Consider the following 19996-nt stretch of genomic DNA (forward strand, 5'->3'; position numbering starts at 1 on the left):
GCAGCACGCTGAGCGGTTAATGAAACAATTTGACCATAAATCGCTCGGATAGAAGATCCTGTATCACGCTCCTTCGTCGCTGTACAGGATGACGAGATATAGAAATATGCCACTTGCTGTTAAACGAGCGGCATTATTCTCTCAGGTAACCATTTTTCAAGGTAAAAAGATGATTGAAGCCGATCGTTTAATCGCGCCAGAAAACCCTGCCTTTCGTGATGAAGATGTCATTGATCGTGCTATTCGGCCAAAAAAATTAGCGGATTACCAAGGTCAGGACCATGTCCGTGACCAAATGGAGATCTTCATTAAAGCTGCTCAGTTACGTAGCGAAGCACTTGATCACCTTTTGATTTTTGGTCCCCCAGGTTTGGGTAAAACCACACTTGCGAATATCGTTGCCAATGAAATGGAAGTGAACATTCGCACTACTTCAGGCCCTGTACTTGAGAAAGCAGGCGATTTGGCCGCGCTGTTAACCAACCTTGAAGAAAACGATGTGTTGTTCATCGATGAGATTCACCGCTTGAGTCCGATGGTTGAAGAGGTGCTATATCCGGCGATGGAAGATTATCAACTGGATATTATGATCGGTGAAGGTCCGGCCGCTCGTTCTATTAAGATCGATTTACCACCGTTTACGTTAATTGGTGCGACGACCCGAGCGGGCTCTTTGACGTCACCATTGCGCGACCGCTTTGGTATTACTCAGCGCCTTGAGTTTTATAAGATAAAAGACCTCCAAGATATCGTGCAGCGAAGCGCGGATTGTTTAGGTTTATCAATGGAACCTGAAGGTGCATTGGAAGTGGCAAGACGTGCGCGTGGCACACCACGTATTGCTAACCGTTTGCTACGCCGTGTTCGTGATTATGCGGAAGTAAAAGGCAATGGTCACATTTGTGCCGATGTTGCCGATAAGGCGTTGAATATGCTTGATGTGGACGCCGAAGGCTTCGATTACATGGACCGTAAGCTACTACTCGCGATTATGGAAAAATTTGGTGGTGGTCCGGTCGGGCTCGACAACATGGCAGCGGCGATAGGTGAAGAAAAGGACACTATTGAAGACGTTCTTGAACCTTATCTTATTCAGCAAGGTTATTTACAACGCACTCCGCGTGGAAGAATCGCGACAGATCGTGCGTATTTGCATTTCGGAATTGAAAAATAAGATTCCCTCGCTGGGCCTTTGTTGCCCAGCGCTTCATTAAAGTTGACCAAACTCACATTTTTTGAATTTTTTCTCATACTGGTTTAGTAAGTAAAAAGCATTGATTGTTAACTCGATGTTTGCTTGCAACTGGTTAATTTCTCTCCTGATTACTCTCTCTTAACATCCGTATCCAATACTGGTTGATCTAGATCAATGTGATGGATTTTTGTGCAAATTCCGCGCATAAACATTGATGTATATCAAAGCGCGTTACGGCTATAAACCTTTTGAAACAATCTGTTTTTACAAGTAATATTAGCCCCAGCTATATTAGCTGATGCTTAACAATTAACTAACCAATGAAGCACATTTTTGCAACAATGAGTTGTGATAATTCAACATTTTTCAAGTGTAAATAACACCTGAATATGGATTGCAATATGTAGAGAGTGTCATTCAGCCGACACATAGGAGTTACCATGATTGACGTAGTTGATCTATCGCGGTTGCAGTTTGCACTGACAGCGATGTATCACTTCCTATTCGTACCATTGACCCTTGGTATGGCCTTCCTTCTGGCCATTATGGAATCGATGTACGTAATGACGAACAAGCAAATCTATAAGGACATGACCAAGTTCTGGGGTAAGCTATTCGGTATTAACTTTGCACTTGGTGTGGCGACAGGCCTTACCATGGAGTTCCAGTTTGGTACGAACTGGTCTTATTACTCCCACTATGTAGGTGATATCTTCGGTGCACCGCTAGCGATCGAAGCACTTGTCGCATTCTTCCTGGAGTCAACTTTTGTTGGTCTATTCTTCTTCGGGTGGGATCGTCTATCTAAACGCCAACACTTAGCGGTTACCTGGCTTGTGGCACTAGGCTCTAACTTCTCTGCTCTTTGGATTCTTATCGCAAACGGCTGGATGCAAAACCCAGTAGGCGCAGATTTCAACTTCGAAACCATGCGAATGGAAATGGTGAGCTTCTCTGAGGTTGTACTAAACCCAGTTGCTCAGGTTAAGTTCGTGCATACGGTTGCTTCTGGTTACACTTGTGGCGCAATGTTTATTCTAGGCATCAGTTCATACTACCTATTAAAAGGTCGTGACATTGCGTTTGCTCGTCGTTCGTTTGCTATTGCTGCTTCTTTCGGTATTGCAGCTATCTTATCTACCATCGTTCTTGGTGACGAATCTGGCTACGAGCTTGGTGAAGTTCAAAAAGTGAAACTCGCTGCAATTGAAGCAGAGTGGCACACTGAACCTGCACCTGCCGCATTTACGTTATTTGGTGTTCCTAACCAGGAAACGATGCATACCGATTACGCAATTAAGATCCCTTACGTAATGGGTATTATCGCGACACGCTCTTTTGATGAGCAAGTAACAGGTCTTCGTGATTTACGTGATGAACACGTCGATCGTATTCGTGACGGCATGTACGCTTATGAACTTCTAGAGAAGCTTCGTGCGGGCGATAAGTCAGAAGAAAACATGACTGCGTTTGATGAAGTGAAAGGTGACCTAGGTTACGGTCTACTTCTAAAACGCTACACAGACAATGTTGTTGATGCAACAGAAGAGCAAATCCAAGCTGCTGCGGACGACTCAATCCCAACAGTATGGCCGCTATTCTGGTCATTCCGTATCATGGTTGCTTGTGGCTTCATCATGTTGTTTGTCTTTGGTGCGGCGTTTATCCAAACGTGTCGTCAGAAGATTGAACAGAAACAATGGATTCTAAAAGCTGCACTATTTAGCATTCCACTACCTTGGATTGCAATTGAAGCGGGTTGGTTCGTCGCTGAGTACGGCCGTCAGCCTTGGGCTGTAGGTGAAATTCTACCAGTGCATGTTGCAGCTTCTGCGCTGACTGCAGGTGAAATCTGGACTTCACTCTTCGCAATTCTGGCGCTATACACGGTATTCCTGATTGCAGAAGTTTACCTAATGTTGAAATTCGCTCGTAAAGGCCCAAGTAGCCTGAAAACGGGTCGCTACCACTTCGAGCAAAATGCTGACTCTGTTGAAGACAAAGTTAGTCGCCAAGTAGAAGCGTAAGGTAAGGAGATAACAAGATGTTTGATTACGAAATCTTGCGACTCATCTGGTGGGTACTAATCGGTGTTCTACTAGTTGGTTTTGCAGTAACAGACGGCTTCGATATGGGTGTAGGCGCGCTTGTACCTATCATCGGTAAAAACGACACGCAACGCCGTGTCATGATTAACTCAATTGCTCCTCACTGGGATGGTAACCAAGTTTGGCTTATCACTGCTGGTGGTGCACTGTTCGCAGCTTGGCCTTTGGTTTACGCAACGTCATTTTCAGGCTTCTACTTAGCGATGATTTTGACACTAGCAGCGCTATGGCTTCGTCCTCTGGGTCTAGACTACCGCTCTAAAATCGAAGAACCAAAATGGCGCAATACCTGGGATATCTGTATCTCAATCAGTGGTTTTGTTCCGCCAATCATCTTTGGTGTGGCGTTTGGTAACCTTCTACAAGGTGTACCATTCCAATTGAGTGAGTTCTTGATGCCAACATACCATGGCTCATTCTTTGGTCTACTAAATCCATTTGCACTGTTGTGTGGTCTAGTAAGCTTGTTCATGATTTTGATGCAAGGTTCTACTTGGCTACAAATGAAAACAACAGGCGAAGTGCATGTGCGTGCGCGCAACGTTGCTCAGTTGGCTGGTTTACTGACGGTTGCTGCGTTTGTAGCGGCTGGTTTCTGGATCCAAAATATCGATGGCTACGTCATTGTTGGCGGTATCGACACTAACGCTGCTTCTAACCCTCTAAACAAAGAGGTTATCCGTGAAGCTGGTGCGTGGATGAAGAACTTTGAAAACTACCCACTACTATGGGCTGCTCCTGTATTAGGTGTTGCAATGCCGCTTCTCGCTGTATTGGCATCTCGTCTTGAAAAATGTGCGATTTCGTTCATTACTTCAAGCTTGGGTGTTGCTGGTGTTATCTTTACTGCAGGTTTTGCGATGTTCCCATTCATCATGCCTTCAGACTTAATGCCAAGCCACAGCTTAACAATGTGGGATGCAACGTCATCTGAGCTGACTCTGAACCTAATGACAGGCGTTGCGTTTGTTATGGTGCCAATCATCCTTGGTTACACATCTTGGACTTACTACAAGATGTTTGGTCGCCTTGATGACCAGTACATTGAAGACAACAAAAACTCACTTTACTAAGGGGCATTTACTATGTGGTATTTCGCATGGATTCTAGGTGTACTACTTGCTTGTGCATTCGGTATCATCAACGCTCTTTGGCTAGAGCACTCAGAAATGATGGATAAAGACAGTGAGTAACCTCGCTGATAAGGTAGCGAAACTTCACGCACCAATGGATAAGACTCTGCTACGAGTCTTATCTCTCATCCTTGGCTTTATGCACGTAGGATTGGTGATGTGGGACCCTGAAGCTTACCATCAAGCAATTGGTGGTTTTAACTCAATCGTCGCACCAGCACTGATTTGGTCTGTATGTTCAAGCATGGTGTATGGGGTGGGCTTCAAGCCAAGAAACTGGTACTGGCAAGTTTTGTTTAGTCCTTATTTCTCGTTAGCTATCTTAATTTATCTAACGGCACTTTATTTCATTTAGGCTGAAATATGCTGTAATAAAGTCGGTTACTAAATCATCGAATAAAAGCTAGGTATCTCGCCTAGCTTTTATTTTTTCTACAAATTTCAAAAATATTTCCTTAGCTCGGTACCAATTGCTGTCGCTTCAGTTATAGTAATTACTTTAAAGAATTGAATATATTGGTACTCCCTTGCAAGGCACATCAAATCTCTTTCACTGGCCGATCACCGTGTACTATGAAGACACTGATGCGGGCGGTGTTGTATATCATTCTAATTATCTAAAATTCTTTGAGCGCGCACGGACAGAGATGTTACGTGCTAAAGGCATTTCTCAACATGTGTTACTGGAACAAAATATCGGCTTTGTTGTCCGACACATGGATATCGATTTTAACCAAGGGGCTAGGCTGGACGAGCATCTGACAGTCGTAACCCGAGTGTCAGAAATAAAACGTGCTTCTCTGCAATTCTGTCAAGAGTTGGTCAATGATCAAGGCAAGATATTGTGCAAGGCCTCGGTTAAGGTAGCATGTATCGATAATAAGAAAATGAAACCAATAGCTATTCCAACCTTTATAAATTCGGAGCTAACAAATAGTGACTGCTGATATTTCCATTTTAGATCTCTTTCTTCAGGCCAGTCTGTTGGTAAAGCTTGTGATGCTGACGTTGCTTGGCATGTCAATTGTGTCATGGGCAATGATCATCAAGCGCAGCAAAGTGCTTTCTCAAGCGTCAAAAAATGCAGAGCAGTTTGAAGACAAATTTTGGTCGGGTACTGATCTTTCTCAGCTTTACCAAAAAGTAAAAGCGCGTAAAGACGAAATTGAAGGCACAGAAGAAATCTTCTACGCAGGTTTTACAGAGTTTGCTCGCCTACGTAAGAGCAACGCAAATTCACCAGCTTACATCATGGAAGGCACTGGCCGCGCAATGCGCGTTGCTGTTTCTCGTGAAGTTGATGAGCTAGAAACAAGCTTACCGTTTTTGGCAACAGTTGGTTCTATAAGCCCTTATATCGGCCTATTTGGTACCGTTTGGGGCATCATGCACGCCTTTATTGCGCTGGGTGAAGTAAAGCAAGCTACGTTGTCTATGGTTGCACCGGGTATCGCCGAGGCACTTATCGCGACAGCGATGGGTCTATTTGCGGCTATTCCGGCAGTAATGGCGTACAACCGCCTAAGCAATAAAGTGAGTAAACTAGAGCACACTTACGCAACATTTTCTGAAGAATTCCACAGCATCCTTCATCGTCAAGCGATGGCTGGCCGAGACAGCGCGGATAAGGAATAAAGCATGGCGGGTTATCAACCTAAAAAGCGAAAAATGACAGCGGAGATCAACGTTGTTCCGTATATCGACGTAATGCTCGTACTGTTGATCATTTTTATGGCGACCGCTCCATTTGTGACTCAAGGCGTCGACGTTGATCTTCCGAAAACATCGACTGCAGAATCTATGCAAGACCTTGCTGGCGAGACTGACAGTAGCTTTATTATCATCGAAATTGATAGCGAGGGTAATTTAGGCCTAAGCGTCAATGATGAAGAAGTTCAGCGAGGTTTGTCGTTGCAAGATGTTATTGTGCGAGTGAAAGCGGAGCGAGAGGTTAAGCCGGATTCACCAGTTGCGGTAGGTGGCGACGCGGCAACACCATATGCCGATGTTGTTCTATTGCTGGATGAACTAAGTCGAGCTGGTATCCCTAAGGTAGGTCTAATGACCGATATCAGGGAATAGACATCAATTATCTATGAAAGATCACAAGAAGAAACCCAACCAATACACCAAACCGATAGCAATATCGGTTGGTTTGCATGCAATTCTAGTTGCAGCCCTGCTTTGGGGGGCGGACTTCAACATGTCTAAACCAGAGCCTACAGGGCAAATGGTTCAAGCTGTTGTCATCGATCCAAAACTTGTGCAGCAACAAGCGAAAGAAATTCGCCAGCAACGCGAAAAGGCAGCGAAAAAAGAACAAGAGCGTCTTGATAAACTGAGACGCGAAGCAGAGCAGCTAGAAAAAAACCGCAAAGCTGAAGAAGAGCAAATTCGCAAGTTGAAAGAGCAGCAAGCGAAAGATGCTCAAGCGGCGCGAGAAGCAGAAGCTGCACGTAAGAAAAAAGAGCAAGAGCGCAAGCAGGAAGAAGAACGTGTTCGCAAAGAAAAAGAGCGAGCTGCTAAGCTAGAAAAAGAGCGCAAGGAAAAAGAAGAGGCCGTGCGTAAAGCTGAGCAGGAGCGTTTAGCAAAAGAAGCGGCTATAGCAAAAGCTGAGCAAGAACGTTTGGCTCGTGAAAAAGCAGCAAAAGAAGCGGAAGAAAAAGCACGTCGTGAGCGTGAAGCTGCTGAAAAAGCTGAACAAGAGCGCATTGCAAAAGAGAAAGCGGCAAAAGAGGCAGCGGAGCGAGAGCGTAAAGCGAGAGAAGCAGCTGAGCGTGCCGAGCGTGAGCGTAAAGCTCAAGAAGCCGCGTTAGATGATATTTTTGCGGGTCTCGAGGATGAGGTCAGTAAAAACAGTGCTGCGCGCAATCAATTTATTGACGACGAACTTTCTCGTATGTCATCCATCTATACTCAAAATATTCAGCAAAAGCTGATTAAGGATGACTACTTGCTGGGAAAGGAGTGTAGGGTAAACATCAAATTGATTCCGACAGGAACTGATATGATGGTCTCTGGTGTTACCGTTTTGAGTGGCGATACTCGAGTATGTGCTGCGGCGAAGCGAGCAATAGCTCAGGTAGGGACGTTCCCTAAATCTTCAGAATCAGCGGTCAATGAAAGACTAAAAGACATCAACATAACTGTTGCTTTGGACTAAAAGGAATAAGACGTGATTAGACGCCTTTTACTAGGAATGTTTGTACTGTTTAGCAGTATGACAAATGTGGCGAATGCCGCATTAGAGTTGGTCATTACCGATGGTATTGATTCAGCACGACCAATTGCTGTTGTTCCGTTTAAGTGGGAGGGCACACAAGCGCTTCCAACGGATGTTTCTGCTGTTATCGCCTCGGATTTACAACGTAGTGGTAAATTCAGCCCAGTTCCAACGAGCAAAATGCCACAAACACCGTTCAGTGAATCAGAAGTTAATTTTGATGCTTGGACCAATTTAGGTGTGGATGCGCTATTGACTGGTTCAATCAAGCAAAACGACCAAGGTGACTACGTTATCAACTATCAACTTGTTGATATTGTGCGTGGTCAGTTAACAGGTGGGAAGAGTAAGGCGCTTGGTAGTGACGGTGAATTGGTTCTGTCAAAAGATCATGTGCTGTTCAATAAAGTAGCCACTGTTCAAGGGCCTCGTATGCGTGAGTACGCTCACCGTATCTCTGATTTGGTGTATGAACAGTTAACTGGCGACCGTGGCGCTTTCATGACTCGTATCGCATATGTGGTAGTGAACGATAAAGACCGTTTCCCTTACCAACTTCGAGTCGCTGATTACGATGGCTACAATGAGCGTCTGGTTTTACGTTCTAAGCAACCATTAATGTCACCAGCGTGGTCACCAGATGGTAAAAAGCTTGCGTATGTTAGCTTCCAAAATGGCCAAGCAGAAATCTTCATCATGAACATCTACACCGGTGAACGTGAGAAAATTACTTCATACCCACGTCACAATGGTGCGCCAAGATTTTCGCCAGATGGCAATAAGTTAGCGATTGTTCTTTCTAAAACAGGCTCGCTTCATGTTTATACGTTTGACCTTAACACTCGTAAGCTGACGCAAATTACGCGTGGCAGATCAAATAATACGGAACCGTTCTGGCATCCGGATGGAAAATCGTTGATTTTCACATCGGATAGGGGTGGTAAACCACAGATTTATCAAGTAAATTTGGGCAGCGGTTCTATTGACCGTTTGACTTGGCAAGGCAGCCAAAATTTGGGTGGTCAGATTACTCCTGATGGGCGATTCCTAGTTATGGTGAACCGCAGCAACGCAGGATTTAATTTGGCGAAACAAGATTTGGAAACTGGTGCTCTTCAAGTCTTAACTAAGACCTTGCTTGATGAGTCTCCTAGTATTGCCCCAAACGGTGGCATGGTTGTGTATAGCTCGATTTACAACAAGAAAAACGTACTATCGATGGTGTCAATTGATGGTCGATTCAAAGCTAGATTACCGGCAACAAATGGGCGTGTTCGAGCGCCTGCATGGTCACCGTTTTTGTAGTAATAAGTTTGATTAATAAAGGAAAATAAGATGCAACTGAACAAGGTTCTAAAAGGGCTACTAATCGCGCTTCCTGTAATGGCTGTTACAGCGTGTAGTTCAAGCGACGACGCTGCTTCTAACACTGGTGCAGCAACAAACAACAATGGCGCAGTGGAAACAACAGTAGCTACGCCAATTGATCAAAGCGGTCAGTTGACAGAGCAAGAGCTAAAAGAGCAAGCGCTACGTGAAACTCAAACAATCTACTTTGCTTTTGACAACTCAACAATTGCAGCAGATTACGAAGAGATGCTAGCGGCTCACGCTTCTTACCTAAGCAAGAACCCAGCACTTAACGTAACTATCGAAGGTCACGCTGATGAGCGCGGTACACCTGAGTACAACATTGCTCTAGGTGAGCGTCGTGCACAAGCAGTAGCGAACTACCTACAAGCACTAGGTGTTCAAGCTGACCAAATCTCAATCGTTAGCTACGGTGAAGAGAAGCCACTTCTTCTAGGTCAATCAGATGAAGTTTACGCTAAGAACCGTCGCGCGGTTCTAGTATACTAATTCGAGGTAATCCTCATGTTCAGTAACACTAAGCGCGCTGTTGCGCTTACGTTACTGGCAAGTGCAGCGAACTTTGCGTTCGCTGCACCAGCTCCAGTATCCGATCTCAACAGCACATCATCCGTCTCTAAGAGCCGTTCATCTGAAACGGAAGTAGAACGTCTAGAACGTTTGCTACAAAATCGCAATCGCGTTCAGCTCCAAATGCAACAGCAAATTGACCAAATGTCACAAGAGATCAGTGAATTGCGTGGTCAATTAGAGCGAAATAGCTACGAAATGAAACAAATGTTGCAACGTCAACGTGAGTTGTTTGTCGAGCTGGATCGTGTTCGTGGAGAGATAAAATCCACACCTGCACAAGAAGCACAACCTGTGAAAACAGGTGGCCAGTACACTCCAAATGTTGATGAGCAAACGGCATATCAGAATGCAGTTGACCTCATTCTCAAAAAGCGTGATTACACTGGCGCAATTGCAGCGTTCCAGCAGTTCCAGAAAGATTATCCTGATTCTACATATTCAGCGAATTCTCACTACTGGTTAGGTCAGTTGTACTTCGCTAAAAAGCAGGATGAGGATGCAGTGAAAAGTTTTGCCGCTGTTGTGTCTTATAAAGACTCCAACAAGCGAGCCGATGCGTTGCTTAAGTTAGGCGAAATCGCTGAGCGTAATAACAATGCAGCTCAAGCGAAAAAGTACTACCAACAAGTGGTTGATGAATACCCAGGTAGTGCATCTGCAAAACTTGCCAGCTCTAAGCTGTAAGACGTTATGTTTTGAAAAGGAAGCCTCGGCTTCCTTTTTCTTTTCCATTTTCTGTTGGTGCAGAACGGCTAAGTCGATAGCAATGATGCAGAGCCTCTGACCTTGTGTTGCACCGAATTTCGCTACTCGGAAATGCTACCTGTAACAAAGATATACGGCTAGACCGCTAGAAATCCCCGCGACAAGTTGGTTTTTGAAAATTAACGAGGTTACAATACTCGGATTAAAGGAAGTTGCGTAGAGCATGAGCAATGAGCCATATATTAGATAAAATCGACACTGTTTACCCATTCCCACCGAAACCAGTTCCATTAAGCGAAGAAGAAAAAGCATCTTACATTGAGCGTATTAAAAAGTTACTCAAAGAAAAAGATGCGGTACTTATCGCGCACTATTATACCGACCCTGAGATTCAAGCCCTAGCTGAAGACACTGGCGGGTTTGTTGGTGACTCGTTGGAAATGGCGAAGTTTGGTAATCGTCACCCTGCAAGTACATTGATTATTGGTGGTGTTCGCTTTATGGGCGAGTCGGCCAAAATTCTGACACCAGAAAAGCGCATTCTAATGCCAACGTTGGAAGCGGAATGTTCGCTCGACCTTGGCTGTCCTGCGGATAAGTTCAGCGAGTTTTGTGATGCTCACCCTGATCATACGGTTGTAGTTTACGCAAACACCTCAGCAGCGGTTAAAGCCCGTGCCGACTGGGTCGTTACATCGAGTATTGCGCTTGAAATCGTGGAACACTTAGACGCTGAAGATAAGCCAATTATTTGGGGACCAGACCGTCACCTAGGATCGTACATCGCTAACAAAACTGGCGCAGATATGCTGCTTTGGCAGGGTGAGTGTGTGGTTCATGATGAGTTCTCTGCTGATGCGCTACGAAAAATGAAGAGCGTGTATCCAGATGCGGCTATTTTGGTTCACCCTGAGTCACCAGCAAGCGTCGTAGAACTTGCCGATGCCGTTGGATCAACGAGTCAGCTGATCAAAGCAGCGAAAGCGCTTCCTCACAAACAAATGATCGTTGCGACAGACAAAGGCATTTTCTTTAAAATGCAGCAACTTGTGCCAGAGAAAGAACTTATCGAAGCGCCAACCGCAGGTGCAGGCGCAACATGTCGCAGCTGTGCACACTGTCCTTGGATGGCAATGAACGGTTTGAAAGCAATTGAGAAAGCGCTTAGTGAAGGTGGTGAAGAGCACGAGATTTTTGTTAACGAAGAACTGCGTGTTAAATCCCTTATCCCGCTTAACCGCATGCTAGATTTTGCTGAGCAGCTAAATATGCAAGTGAAAGGTAATGCTTAAAAAGTAGGCGTAACTGAAAGTAAATCTCAAAAACCAGCCGAATATGGCTGGTTTTTTTGTGTCTTACTATCAATGAGTTACTATTGATGCAATCAATGAATATCGAGGTCATAAATTTATGGCGGTGTGGTTAGTAGTTAAAAAGTGGCTTAGTTCCCACCTTTTTAAATTGAGCAACCGAAGCCTTCTCATCTTTAGTGGCTTATATGTGAGCCTTTCATGGTGGCTGCTGGTTCTCGCTGGTGAAACAGCATTAACAGACAGTTTCGCTAACTTTATCTATTACCTCATGGTTACGGCGAGTACGGTGGGTTATGGCGACCATTCTCCAGTAACAGATTTGGGTAAATGGGTTGTCGTACTATTTGTAATCCCCGGCGGTTTGAGCTTATTCGCCGCATTATTGGGGCGTGTCGCTGGAGCAGCGATGGACTATTGGCGAGCGGGTATTTTAGGAAAACGGAGAGTAAGAGTGGAAAACCATATTGTATTGTTGGGCTGGAATGGATCGAGAACGATGCACCTTATTCGCATGTTACAACATGAAGAAGAGGGAAAGCGTCCGATTGTTTTATGCAGCCGTTCAGAAATAGAGAACCCGTTACCTGGCGAAATCAGTTTTATCAAAGTGACCAGTTATACCGATTCGCAAGAAATGAAAAACGCCAATATTGCCGAAGCCGCTTGCATTATTGTGGATAATCTCTCGGACGACATTACCTTGTCAGCCGCTCTATACTGCGCATCTGTAAACCCTTCCGCTCATTTGGTCGCTTACTTTAAAGATGAAGCGCTAGGCCGACTTCTAAGTCAGCATTGCCCGAAAGCGGAATGCATACCTGCTGTTGGCGCAGAAATGTTGGCAAAAGCGGCGGTTGACCCGGGCTCAAGTGCGCTTCATCAGGAGCTTTTGGCTTCAACACGAGGTATGACGCAATACTCAGTTATTTATCCTGAGGGGCAGTCTGCCACCACTATTGAGAATCTCTTCGTTTTTCTCAAAAGACGCCATCATGCCACGCTGATTGCTTTTGATATTGGCGATGGTATTCAACTCAACCCAGATTTAGATGCTGAAGTACCCGCGAGTACCAAGCTGTTTTACATTGCAGATGAACGTATTGAAGATTTTGCCTGGAAAGAAATGAACAAGGAACAATAATGCACATGATTGCTGGCCTGTTAGCAGGCTTCCCAAACTTTTTACTCTATTTCTCTGTTTCTATTATTTTTGTATTGGCGTTTAAGTTCATCTACGTCAAGTTGACGCCATACGATGAGTGGCATCTGATCAAAGAAAAACAAAATACAGCAGCAGCGATTGCGCTAAGTGGGGCCTTCCTTGGTTACTGTCTCGCGATTTCGGGGGCGGCAAAAAACTCAGTCAATATCGTCGATTTTATGGTTTGGGGCGTTGTTGCAATGCTTGCTCAAATTATTGCATTTGCAATTGTACGCTTTATTTTACTTCCGAAAGTGGCAGAGCGTATCGAAAAAGATGAACTGCCAGCCGGTATTGTATTAGCAGCAGTTTCTGTTTCGGTTGGCGTATTGAATGCCGCGTGCATGACCTACTAGGAGGAACGATGAAGCGGAGTTCTAACGTTAAACGTTCTTCCATGGACAAAAGCTTAAAGCTTGGGAAAATTCTTCCCTTTGCTGCCTTTGGTGGTATTTTCTTCTTTGCTGCGTACGAGTCAAAAACAGAAGGGTACATTTTTTCTGATGCTGATGAGTGTAAATCTAACTCGCCTGAGTTTAGTGAACAGTGTGACATTGCATACCAAGAAGCTTTAGCTCGTGCCGAACAAAATGCCCCTCGCTACCGCAGCGAGTTCGAATGCGAGAATGATTTCTACGAGGATGATTGTTACTACAGTTCCAGTTCCCGAGCTTATGTACCTAACTTTGGCGGTTTTTTTTACAGTCGCTCATTAAGCGGGTTGAAAGGTTATAACAAGAGCTATTACTCAGAGCCGATGTACCGTTATAAATCCAAATTCTATAATGGAGCAGGACAATTCTTTGGCTCCTACCGAAATCAGCCGACCAAAGTTGCGACGAATAGCCTTAATAAACGTGGCGGCGGCACCATTGGCAGGGCGATGTCTCGAGGCGGGTTTGGTAAAGCGGTGTCGGTCAGTCGAGGCGGTTAAAAAGCACTATGTTTCGACGAGAAATACAAGAGCGCGAAAACTGGCGTGAATTAGCACGCCAGTTTGGTTTTGGTTTCCATACCATGTATGACCAACCGTATTGGGATGAGAGTGCTTACTATCAATTCACGCTGGAGCAAATTGAGCGCGATATAGAAGCGCCCACTGAAGAGCTGCATCAGATGTGCCTGGCTATTGTGGATGAAGTCGTTCGGAGTGAGCGGTTGCTGACGCAATGTGCGATCCCTGAATCTATGTGGGAGCAGGTCGCTTCTTCATGGAGACGAAGCGAACCTTCGCTTTATTCGCGGCTGGATTTCGCGTACAACGGGACCTCGCCTGCAAAATTACTGGAAAACAATGCGGATACGCCAACCAGCTTGTTTGAAACTGGCTTTTGGCAGTGGGTGTGGCTAGAAGATGTTGTAAATAAAGGTCGAGTTCACCAGAGCGCGGATCAATTCAATATTCTTCAAGACTTTTTGATCGAGCGCTTTGCCGAAATAGCAAAATACCAACCAGGACAAACACTTCACTTTAGCTGCTGCAAGTACACTGAAGAAGATAAAGGGACTGTCCAGTATTTAGAGGATTGCGCGCGAGAGGCAGGGTTAGCAACGGCATTCGTGCATGTCGAAGATATTGGAGTGACGGAAGATGGTCTGTTTGTGGATGCTGACGACAGAGCGATTCGTTGGATGTTTAAGCTTTACCCTTGGGAGTTTATGTTTGAAGAGGAATATGCGAAGTACTTAGCGACTGCGAACGTAAACTGGTTAGAACCGATGTGGAAGTCGATTCTATCCAATAAAGCACTTTTACCGTTATTGTGGGAGCGCTTTCCTAATCACCCGAACCTTTTGCCCGCTTATTTTGCTAACGATTCAAAAGCGAACACTATGAGAGATTGTGTCATCAAGCCACTATTTTCTCGAGAGGGCGCGAACATCGAGATCGTCATCGATGGAAAACGTTTTGTTAAAACGTCAGGGCCTTATGAATCTAAATTCAATATCGTCCAGCAATACCATCCACTACCTAAGTTTGGGCAAAACCATACGTTAATTGGCAGTTGGTTGGTCAATGATAGAGCTGCCGGTATTTCGATTAGGGAAGACAGTAGCTTAGTGACTCAAGATATGGCGCGGTATATTCCACATGTAATTTTAACATGATCAAAAAAGCTCTCCATTTGGAGAGCTTTTTGTCTATTCAGCCGTTCAATCTTGATGGTCGACAGCGTTGCGTCTATTGTTCTTCAGCTAATGCAACACCGCGCTGGGTAAGACCACATAACATCACTGGCATTGCATTGAAGATCTCTTCAAACTGCTCTAAGCCTTCCATACCTTGTTCGGCCAATGTTTCAATGGTTGTTTCTGGGTCGTAAAGCATAGTAAGAGAAAGTAAAACACCACCGAGTAGGGCATTATCTTCGCTATCCTCAGGCATCAACGTTTCCCAGTCATCACGCGCAAGTTGCCAGCCTTGTAATACACCTTCACAGAAATCGCGAGCCTGACTTGTTACAATGTCTTGCTCATCTAGCGCGCACCCTGCAGGCCACTGCCAAGTGCCTTCTAGGAGAGCGGGACGAGTTTGGTTCCACATTTGTACAATCTCGTCAATGTACTGCTCTAGTTGTTCACCGTCAGTAAATGGCGCTGTTTCTTCTCCACCCCATAAGAATGGCAACCACTCTTGAGGCATTAATACGTTTGGCGCTGCAGCCATCGCTGTTACAAAGCCTTGAGTTTTTGCTAGGTTTAGTAGTTTACCGTCAAGTTCTGGGAGAGAAAGGATGTCTTGTAGTTTCAAAATAGAATACCATTTGTTAATGGGCTGGTTGATTGCGCTCATCTTACCAATCAATTAGTGATAAATCGATATTAGGGAATGATTCACACATCTATGGAAATTCGCTCATCACTTAGAAAAAAAAGCATTCTCGCCCTAACACTTTACCTGTGCTTCTTTATCGCCACTATCGGTTCTGTCGCCTATTTGGTTGTTGAGCCACCGGTTAGACAAAAGCTAGAGCAAAACCTAGAGTTACGTACCCAACTCCTGGCTCTTGAGATAAAAGAGCCCCTCCTCAGTTCTACAGGTGTATTGAGCAGCTTAGTAGGGCTAGCCCAAGGGACTGAAAATATTCAATCTCTCAACACAATAATTCCACATATACTTCAATTGAGTGACAAGATGCTTGTTAGTGGTGGCGTATGGCCTAAACCCGAACTAAAAGCAGAACAATGGAGATATAAAAGTCTATTCTTCAATAAAAACAGTGATAGTGGTATTGACCAAATTCACTCCTACAATAACCCCGAATCTGGCGGTTATGATAATGAAGCCTGGTATGTCGCTGCCGCCGATGCTCCGGTAGGTTCTGTTAGTTGGTCTACGGTTTACATCGATACCTTTACTCAGGTCCAGATGATTACCGCGTCTTCTCCGTACTACCAAAACGGTCGATTCGCTGGAGTTGTAACGGTAGACCTATCACTTGATGCACTTTTTCAGTTTATTCGAGAGCACACGAACCAGCATTCTTTGGGGGTAGTGGTTCGCGATGCTGACTCAAACGTGATTATTGAACACAACTTTCAACTGACGGACGAAATTTATGTCAGCGAGCTTGATTTCGGAGAGTTCGATTGGCGCATGGAAGTTGTCAACGCAAAAGCTAAAGTCGCCGATCAAGTGTTTGAACAAGTGATGAGCGTTGAGGGGAGGATCATTCCATTTTTGCTCTTGTGTGTCTTGGTCGGTTACTACTTACTGAATCGCTATATTGTTGAACCAATTGTTCGCATTGCCGCTAAGATTGATGACTCGAAAACTGGTGGGATCATAGATATTGACTACGATAGCGATGACGAAATCGGACAGCTTATCGAGAAGTTCAATGAAAAGACGATCTATTTAGAGCAGGAGAGAATAAAAGCTCAGGCTTCGACAAACGCTAAAACGGCATTCTTAGCCACATTGTCCCACGAGATTCGCACACCAATGAACGGTGTACTAGGAACTGCCCAGATACTGTTAAAAACACCACTTACCGATGAGCAGCGTAAGCACCTGAGAACACTTTATGATTCAGGTGATCACATGATGACATTACTCAATGAGATTTTAGATTACTCAAAAATTGAACAAGGGCATGTTGAGTTTGAAAATAAGCCTTTCCCAATTGAGTCGATTATCGGCAGTATCAAGAGTGTTTATCAAACGCTATGTGCAGAAAAAGGTCTTCGCTTTAGAGTAGTCTCGCATTTACCAACGGGTCGTTGGTACAACAATGACAAAGCCCGTTTGCGTCAAGTACTGTTCAATCTACTCAATAACGCTGTTAAGTTCACCGATCGTGGCATCGTAGAGGTAGAGCTAGCCGAGAAATCGAGTAAGGCTGGCACCAAGCTGATACTAAAGGTAAAAGATACAGGGATTGGTATTTCAAAAGAGGCACAAAAACGCATTTTTCGTCCTTTTGAGCAAGCAGAGTCATCAACGACTAGACGGTTTGGTGGTACAGGGCTTGGTTTAGCAATAGTCAAAGAAATCGCGGAACATATGGGTGGGCAAGTGGTTGTAGAGAGTCAGGAGGACGCTGGAACGACTTTTACTGTCGAAATTGCCCTTACACCTTGCAAGCCGGGTAAAGTAGAGTCAATCAATACACATAAATTGAACTGTAAAGGGTTGAAAGCACTCATTGTTGAAGACAACCGAACAAATGCGATCATTATGGAAACTTTCCTCCGAGCCAAGGGCTTTGAGTGCACAAGTGTCGAAAATGGTCAGCTTGCAGTCGATGAGGTTGCGATCAAACCATTTGATTTGATACTGATGGATAATCATATGCCTGTTCTAGATGGCGTTGGGGCCATATCAGCCATTCGAGCAATGAGTTCACCTGCTAAGTCGGTACTGATTTTTGGCTGTACAGCGGATGTGTTCAAAGAAACACAAGAGCGTATGATTAATGTAGGAGCAGACCACATAATAGCGAAACCAATAGTGGAGTCTGAATTAAATGATGCACTGTATCTTCATGCGACACAGTTATATCAGTACCAATCGGACTTTGATGGAAATGCAGCAGATAGCTTTAATGCTGAAAAGTGGTTACTCAACTTCTATGTCGCTCTAGATAATGGACATCTTAATGAAGCACTTGAGGCTATTTCAGCGATCATTGCGGAGGCTCCCCTTGAACTCAGTGGCGACGTTTCTTCAGTCGCCGAACGGATAAGAAGTAACTTAAAGCGTCAGCAATCCCCGGACCAAGATGATATCGATACATTAACGATTTTGCTGGCCTCACCATAACTGAATCAATATGGCGCAACTGTAAATTGTTCTTACTATTCATACGTCATCCAGCGTCGTCACAAACTCTTCTAACCTGCAATGAACAGGCTTGCAGTTTTACTTTTACGAGTAAAGCAGCAAGACCTTCTACTGTGATTATATCGGTAATACTCTGAATTTTCGCAGCTTGGTAGCATAAGCTATAGGAGTGACTGTTTACAGTCCGAGTTTTGTTCTAACTTTACGTCAAAATAATTATCGTAACCCCTTTTTATGTAAGTGAAATCCGTGTTTTTGTACCATTTTTACGTAATTTTAGGCGTTTTTACTCGCCATTGGTGAAAAAAACTACTTTTACTTTAAAAGTTGGTTATAAATTTACAACTTAATTTTAAATACAGAGCCATAAGCTAGTTTTTGTGTGTTCTAATTGCATCATTAACTGGCTTGATGTCTTTTTAGTGGTTAATAGTTTTATTATTTTTATTAATTGCAGTGTTTGGTTTTAAGGGTTTTGTAAATGAAGTCTCGTGGACCATTTTGTATTCGTCACGCCGCAGCGGATACCTTTGCTATGGTTGTTTTTTGCTTTATCACAGGGATGATTGTCGAGATTTTGATTTCAGGGATGACATTTGAGCAATCTCTAGCATCGCGTACGCTATCGATTCCAGTGAATATCGCCATTGCTTGGCCGTATGGGGTTTTTCGTGATTGGGTGCTGCATCAAGGTAGTAAGGTGTCGCCGTCTTCCTTTATGAAAAACATCTCTGATCTGGTCGCTTATGTACTATTTCAATCTCCAGTTTATGCGGGTATCTTATTCGCGGTTGGCGCGTCTACAGATCAAATTGTGACCGCAGTGGCAAGTAACGCTGTTATTTCTTGTGGCATGGGTGTGTTGTATGGGTACTTCTTGGATATGTGCCGCCGTTGGTTCCGTGTTCCCGGTTATTCTCAAAGCATGTAAATGCCCCAGTTTTGCTCAATTTAGTTACTTAGTGAGCAATCGATTCGAAAAGGGCGCTTTTTTTTATGTTTAGCCTTGACCATCAGGCACATAATCATTAAATTAGCGCCTCGTTAGCCAATGATGCTAACCAAAATTTGATTCGGTGAGTTGTCCGAGTGGCTGAAGGAGCACGCCTGGAAAGTGTGTATACGGCAACGTATCGAGAGTTCGAATCTCTCACTCACCGCCACATTCTAAAAGGTCTGATTTGTCAGGCCTTTTTTCGTATCTACACTAAAGTAATGCGTAATTGAAAGTACACAAGAGTGCTCAAGGTGCAAGCGCCATTCTATCTACAAGCCAACTATTCACATCTCACCTCTATACAACGCCAAAATTGAAGATGCTATACAGAGGCAGCCATAATCTGATTGGTGCGGGTTAGCACATCCGCTTTAATCTAGAATTTAGCACCCATATCACATGAGGTATGAATACGGCCACAAGAATGAACGTAGTGCTACTAGATGCTAAGCAAAACAGCCATGAACACGAATACAACAGCAATCATACCAAAGAGATCTGTGTTTAGATTGAGGTCATCAGGGTTAAATTTTTCAATGCTTTGCGTCGTTTTGCATCTTATCTTCATGTTCTTGTCCTTATTTCATGTACGATTTCAACAGCAACATAACATGCAATTGAGTGTTCACAAGTCATAAAAAGCATAAGTATACTTGCACCACATTGAGCGCAAAAAATACTCAAAGCGTTTTAAAGTGGCGGTCTACCTTTTGTAACATCAAATATTCTTTCTGTTTTTGTGCCTGTATCGCTATAGTTGAGAAACGGTTATCTCGTTCTAGTTAGGAACAAACTACTGGCTGCCGCTACATTCTCTCAGCGTTCCCACTCAGTCGCCTTGGGTAGATACTTTAGTCGTTGAGTACTGCAAAAAAACGCCGCATGAGCAG

Annotated in this window: 21 protein-coding genes and 1 tRNA gene; 20 read left to right on the plus strand and 2 right to left on the minus strand. The window is 44.2% G+C overall.

What is annotated here, in order from left to right; genetic code table 11:
* Positions 1-169: 169 nt before the first annotated feature.
* The 17 genes from ruvB to R7Q11_RS07635 all read left to right on the plus strand — a co-directional run bounded on the left by ruvB (position 170) and on the right by R7Q11_RS07635 (position 14931).
* The gene (ruvB, locus tag R7Q11_RS07555) at positions 170-1174 is read left to right on the plus strand and encodes a Holliday junction branch migration DNA helicase RuvB (RefSeq protein ID WP_005378312.1); all 1005 of its coding nucleotides are present in this window, start codon (positions 170-172) and stop codon (positions 1172-1174) included.
* Positions 1175-1635: 461 nt separating this feature from the next.
* Positions 1636-3222 (plus strand): cytochrome ubiquinol oxidase subunit I, encoded by a 1587-nt coding sequence (cydA, locus tag R7Q11_RS07560; RefSeq protein WP_005378311.1) that lies wholly within the window; start codon positions 1636-1638, stop codon positions 3220-3222.
* Positions 3223-3239: 17 nt separating this feature from the next.
* Complete coding sequence (gene cydB / locus R7Q11_RS07565) at positions 3240-4376, plus strand: cytochrome d ubiquinol oxidase subunit II (protein WP_017820042.1); 1137 nt, start codon at positions 3240-3242, stop codon at positions 4374-4376.
* A 12-nt stretch (positions 4377-4388) separates the two neighbouring features.
* The gene (cydX, locus tag R7Q11_RS07570) at positions 4389-4496 is read left to right on the plus strand and encodes a cytochrome bd-I oxidase subunit CydX (protein WP_000270284.1); all 108 of its coding nucleotides are present in this window, start codon (positions 4389-4391) and stop codon (positions 4494-4496) included.
* Positions 4489-4791: a cyd operon protein YbgE gene (ybgE, locus tag R7Q11_RS07575; RefSeq protein WP_017820043.1), complete on the plus strand. Its 303-nt coding sequence runs from the start codon at positions 4489-4491 to the stop codon at positions 4789-4791. Before cydX ends, ybgE begins: the two co-directional genes overlap by 8 nt.
* Before the next feature lie 172 nt (positions 4792-4963).
* Positions 4964-5383 carry a tol-pal system-associated acyl-CoA thioesterase gene (gene ybgC, locus R7Q11_RS07580; protein WP_017820044.1) on the plus strand — a complete coding sequence of 140 codons (420 nt, stop codon included), beginning with the start codon at positions 4964-4966 and terminating at the stop codon, positions 5381-5383.
* Complete coding sequence (gene tolQ / locus R7Q11_RS07585) at positions 5373-6071, plus strand: protein TolQ (protein ID WP_005378301.1); 699 nt, start codon at positions 5373-5375, stop codon at positions 6069-6071. Before ybgC ends, tolQ begins: the two co-directional genes overlap by 11 nt.
* A 3-nt stretch (positions 6072-6074) precedes the next feature.
* The gene (locus R7Q11_RS07590) at positions 6075-6518 is read left to right on the plus strand and encodes an ExbD/TolR family protein (protein ID WP_005378298.1); all 444 of its coding nucleotides are present in this window, start codon (positions 6075-6077) and stop codon (positions 6516-6518) included.
* 13 nt (positions 6519-6531) lie between these two features.
* Positions 6532-7599 (plus strand): cell envelope integrity protein TolA, encoded by a 1068-nt coding sequence (gene tolA, locus R7Q11_RS07595; protein WP_176310872.1) that lies wholly within the window; start codon positions 6532-6534, stop codon positions 7597-7599.
* Positions 7600-7611: 12 nt separating this feature from the next.
* Positions 7612-8964: a Tol-Pal system beta propeller repeat protein TolB gene (gene tolB, locus R7Q11_RS07600; protein WP_005387925.1), complete on the plus strand. Its 1353-nt coding sequence runs from the start codon at positions 7612-7614 to the stop codon at positions 8962-8964.
* A 30-nt stretch (positions 8965-8994) separates the two neighbouring features.
* Positions 8995-9519: a peptidoglycan-associated lipoprotein Pal gene (pal, locus tag R7Q11_RS07605; RefSeq protein WP_005378293.1), complete on the plus strand. Its 525-nt coding sequence runs from the start codon at positions 8995-8997 to the stop codon at positions 9517-9519.
* A gap of 15 nt (positions 9520-9534) precedes the next feature.
* Positions 9535-10287, plus strand: coding sequence for a tol-pal system protein YbgF (ybgF, locus tag R7Q11_RS07610; protein ID WP_005378285.1), 753 nt, complete (start codon positions 9535-9537; stop codon positions 10285-10287).
* A 251-nt stretch (positions 10288-10538) separates the two neighbouring features.
* Positions 10539-11600, plus strand: coding sequence for a quinolinate synthase NadA (nadA, locus tag R7Q11_RS07615; protein WP_047100825.1), 1062 nt, complete (start codon positions 10539-10541; stop codon positions 11598-11600).
* Between the two features lie 118 nt (positions 11601-11718).
* Positions 11719-12762, plus strand: a complete 1044-nt coding sequence (locus R7Q11_RS07620; RefSeq protein ID WP_017635053.1) for a potassium channel protein — start codon at positions 11719-11721, stop codon at positions 12760-12762.
* Entirely contained in the window at positions 12762-13178 is a 417-nt protein-coding gene (locus R7Q11_RS07625) for a DUF350 domain-containing protein (protein WP_005378281.1), read from the plus strand. The genes R7Q11_RS07620 and R7Q11_RS07625 overlap by 1 nt, the downstream gene beginning before the upstream one ends.
* Before the next feature lie 8 nt (positions 13179-13186).
* The gene (locus R7Q11_RS07630; RefSeq protein WP_053307470.1) at positions 13187-13756 is read left to right on the plus strand and encodes a DUF1190 domain-containing protein; all 570 of its coding nucleotides are present in this window, start codon (positions 13187-13189) and stop codon (positions 13754-13756) included.
* A gap of 8 nt (positions 13757-13764) precedes the next feature.
* A complete protein-coding gene (locus R7Q11_RS07635) occupies positions 13765-14931 on the plus strand; it encodes a glutathionylspermidine synthase family protein (protein WP_054866291.1) in 1167 nt (388 codons plus the stop codon).
* A 73-nt stretch (positions 14932-15004) separates the two neighbouring features.
* Here the strand turns inward: R7Q11_RS07635 and R7Q11_RS07640 are convergent, their stop codons facing one another.
* Positions 15005-15616, minus strand: coding sequence for a YecA family protein (locus R7Q11_RS07640; RefSeq protein ID WP_005378278.1), 612 nt, complete (start codon positions 15614-15616; stop codon positions 15005-15007).
* Between the two features lie 51 nt (positions 15617-15667).
* Between R7Q11_RS07640 and R7Q11_RS07645 the strand changes: the two genes are divergently transcribed.
* From R7Q11_RS07645 to R7Q11_RS07655, 3 genes are all read left to right on the plus strand, one after another.
* Complete coding sequence (locus R7Q11_RS07645; protein ID WP_017820050.1) at positions 15668-18088, plus strand: hybrid sensor histidine kinase/response regulator; 2421 nt, start codon at positions 15668-15670, stop codon at positions 18086-18088.
* Between the two features lie 502 nt (positions 18089-18590).
* Positions 18591-19040: an L-alanine exporter AlaE gene (locus R7Q11_RS07650; protein WP_005378276.1), complete on the plus strand. Its 450-nt coding sequence runs from the start codon at positions 18591-18593 to the stop codon at positions 19038-19040.
* Between the two features lie 144 nt (positions 19041-19184).
* Positions 19185-19272 (plus strand) — tRNA-Ser (locus R7Q11_RS07655).
* A 273-nt stretch (positions 19273-19545) separates the two neighbouring features.
* On the opposite strand, the gene R7Q11_RS07660 is transcribed toward R7Q11_RS07655, so the two are convergent.
* The gene (locus R7Q11_RS07660; protein WP_005378275.1) at positions 19546-19674 is read right to left on the minus strand and encodes a hypothetical protein; all 129 of its coding nucleotides are present in this window, start codon (positions 19672-19674) and stop codon (positions 19546-19548) included.
* Positions 19675-19996: the final 322 nt, after the last annotated feature.

The organism is Vibrio sp. 970 (assembly GCF_033339075.1).

Excerpts from the sequence above, each read along its gene's own strand:
- ruvB (WP_005378312.1), top strand. The coding sequence starts at position 170 with ATGATTGAAGCCGATCGTTTAATCGCGCCAGAAAACCCTGCCTTTCGT.
- cydA (WP_005378311.1), top strand. The coding sequence starts at position 1,636 with ATGATTGACGTAGTTGATCTATCGCGGTTGCAGTTTGCACTGACAGCG.
- cydB (WP_017820042.1), top strand. The coding sequence starts at position 3,240 with ATGTTTGATTACGAAATCTTGCGACTCATCTGGTGGGTACTAATCGGT.
- cydX (WP_000270284.1), top strand. The coding sequence starts at position 4,389 with ATGTGGTATTTCGCATGGATTCTAGGTGTACTACTTGCTTGTGCATTC.
- R7Q11_RS07590 (WP_005378298.1), top strand. The coding sequence starts at position 6,075 with ATGGCGGGTTATCAACCTAAAAAGCGAAAAATGACAGCGGAGATCAAC.
- tolA (WP_176310872.1), top strand. The coding sequence starts at position 6,532 with ATGAAAGATCACAAGAAGAAACCCAACCAATACACCAAACCGATAGCA.
- pal (WP_005378293.1), top strand. The coding sequence starts at position 8,995 with ATGCAACTGAACAAGGTTCTAAAAGGGCTACTAATCGCGCTTCCTGTA.
- ybgF (WP_005378285.1), top strand. The coding sequence starts at position 9,535 with ATGTTCAGTAACACTAAGCGCGCTGTTGCGCTTACGTTACTGGCAAGT.
- nadA (WP_047100825.1), top strand. The coding sequence starts at position 10,539 with ATGAGCCATATATTAGATAAAATCGACACTGTTTACCCATTCCCACCG.
- R7Q11_RS07620 (WP_017635053.1), top strand. The coding sequence starts at position 11,719 with ATGGCGGTGTGGTTAGTAGTTAAAAAGTGGCTTAGTTCCCACCTTTTT.
- R7Q11_RS07625 (WP_005378281.1), top strand. The coding sequence starts at position 12,762 with ATGCACATGATTGCTGGCCTGTTAGCAGGCTTCCCAAACTTTTTACTC.
- R7Q11_RS07630 (WP_053307470.1), top strand. The coding sequence starts at position 13,187 with ATGAAGCGGAGTTCTAACGTTAAACGTTCTTCCATGGACAAAAGCTTA.
- R7Q11_RS07635 (WP_054866291.1), top strand. The coding sequence starts at position 13,765 with ATGTTTCGACGAGAAATACAAGAGCGCGAAAACTGGCGTGAATTAGCA.
- R7Q11_RS07640 (WP_005378278.1), bottom strand. The coding sequence starts at position 15,616 with ATGAGCGCAATCAACCAGCCCATTAACAAATGGTATTCTATTTTGAAA.
- R7Q11_RS07645 (WP_017820050.1), top strand. The coding sequence starts at position 15,668 with ATGGAAATTCGCTCATCACTTAGAAAAAAAAGCATTCTCGCCCTAACA.
- R7Q11_RS07650 (WP_005378276.1), top strand. The coding sequence starts at position 18,591 with ATGAAGTCTCGTGGACCATTTTGTATTCGTCACGCCGCAGCGGATACC.
- R7Q11_RS07660 (WP_005378275.1), bottom strand. The coding sequence starts at position 19,674 with ATGAAGATAAGATGCAAAACGACGCAAAGCATTGAAAAATTTAACCCT.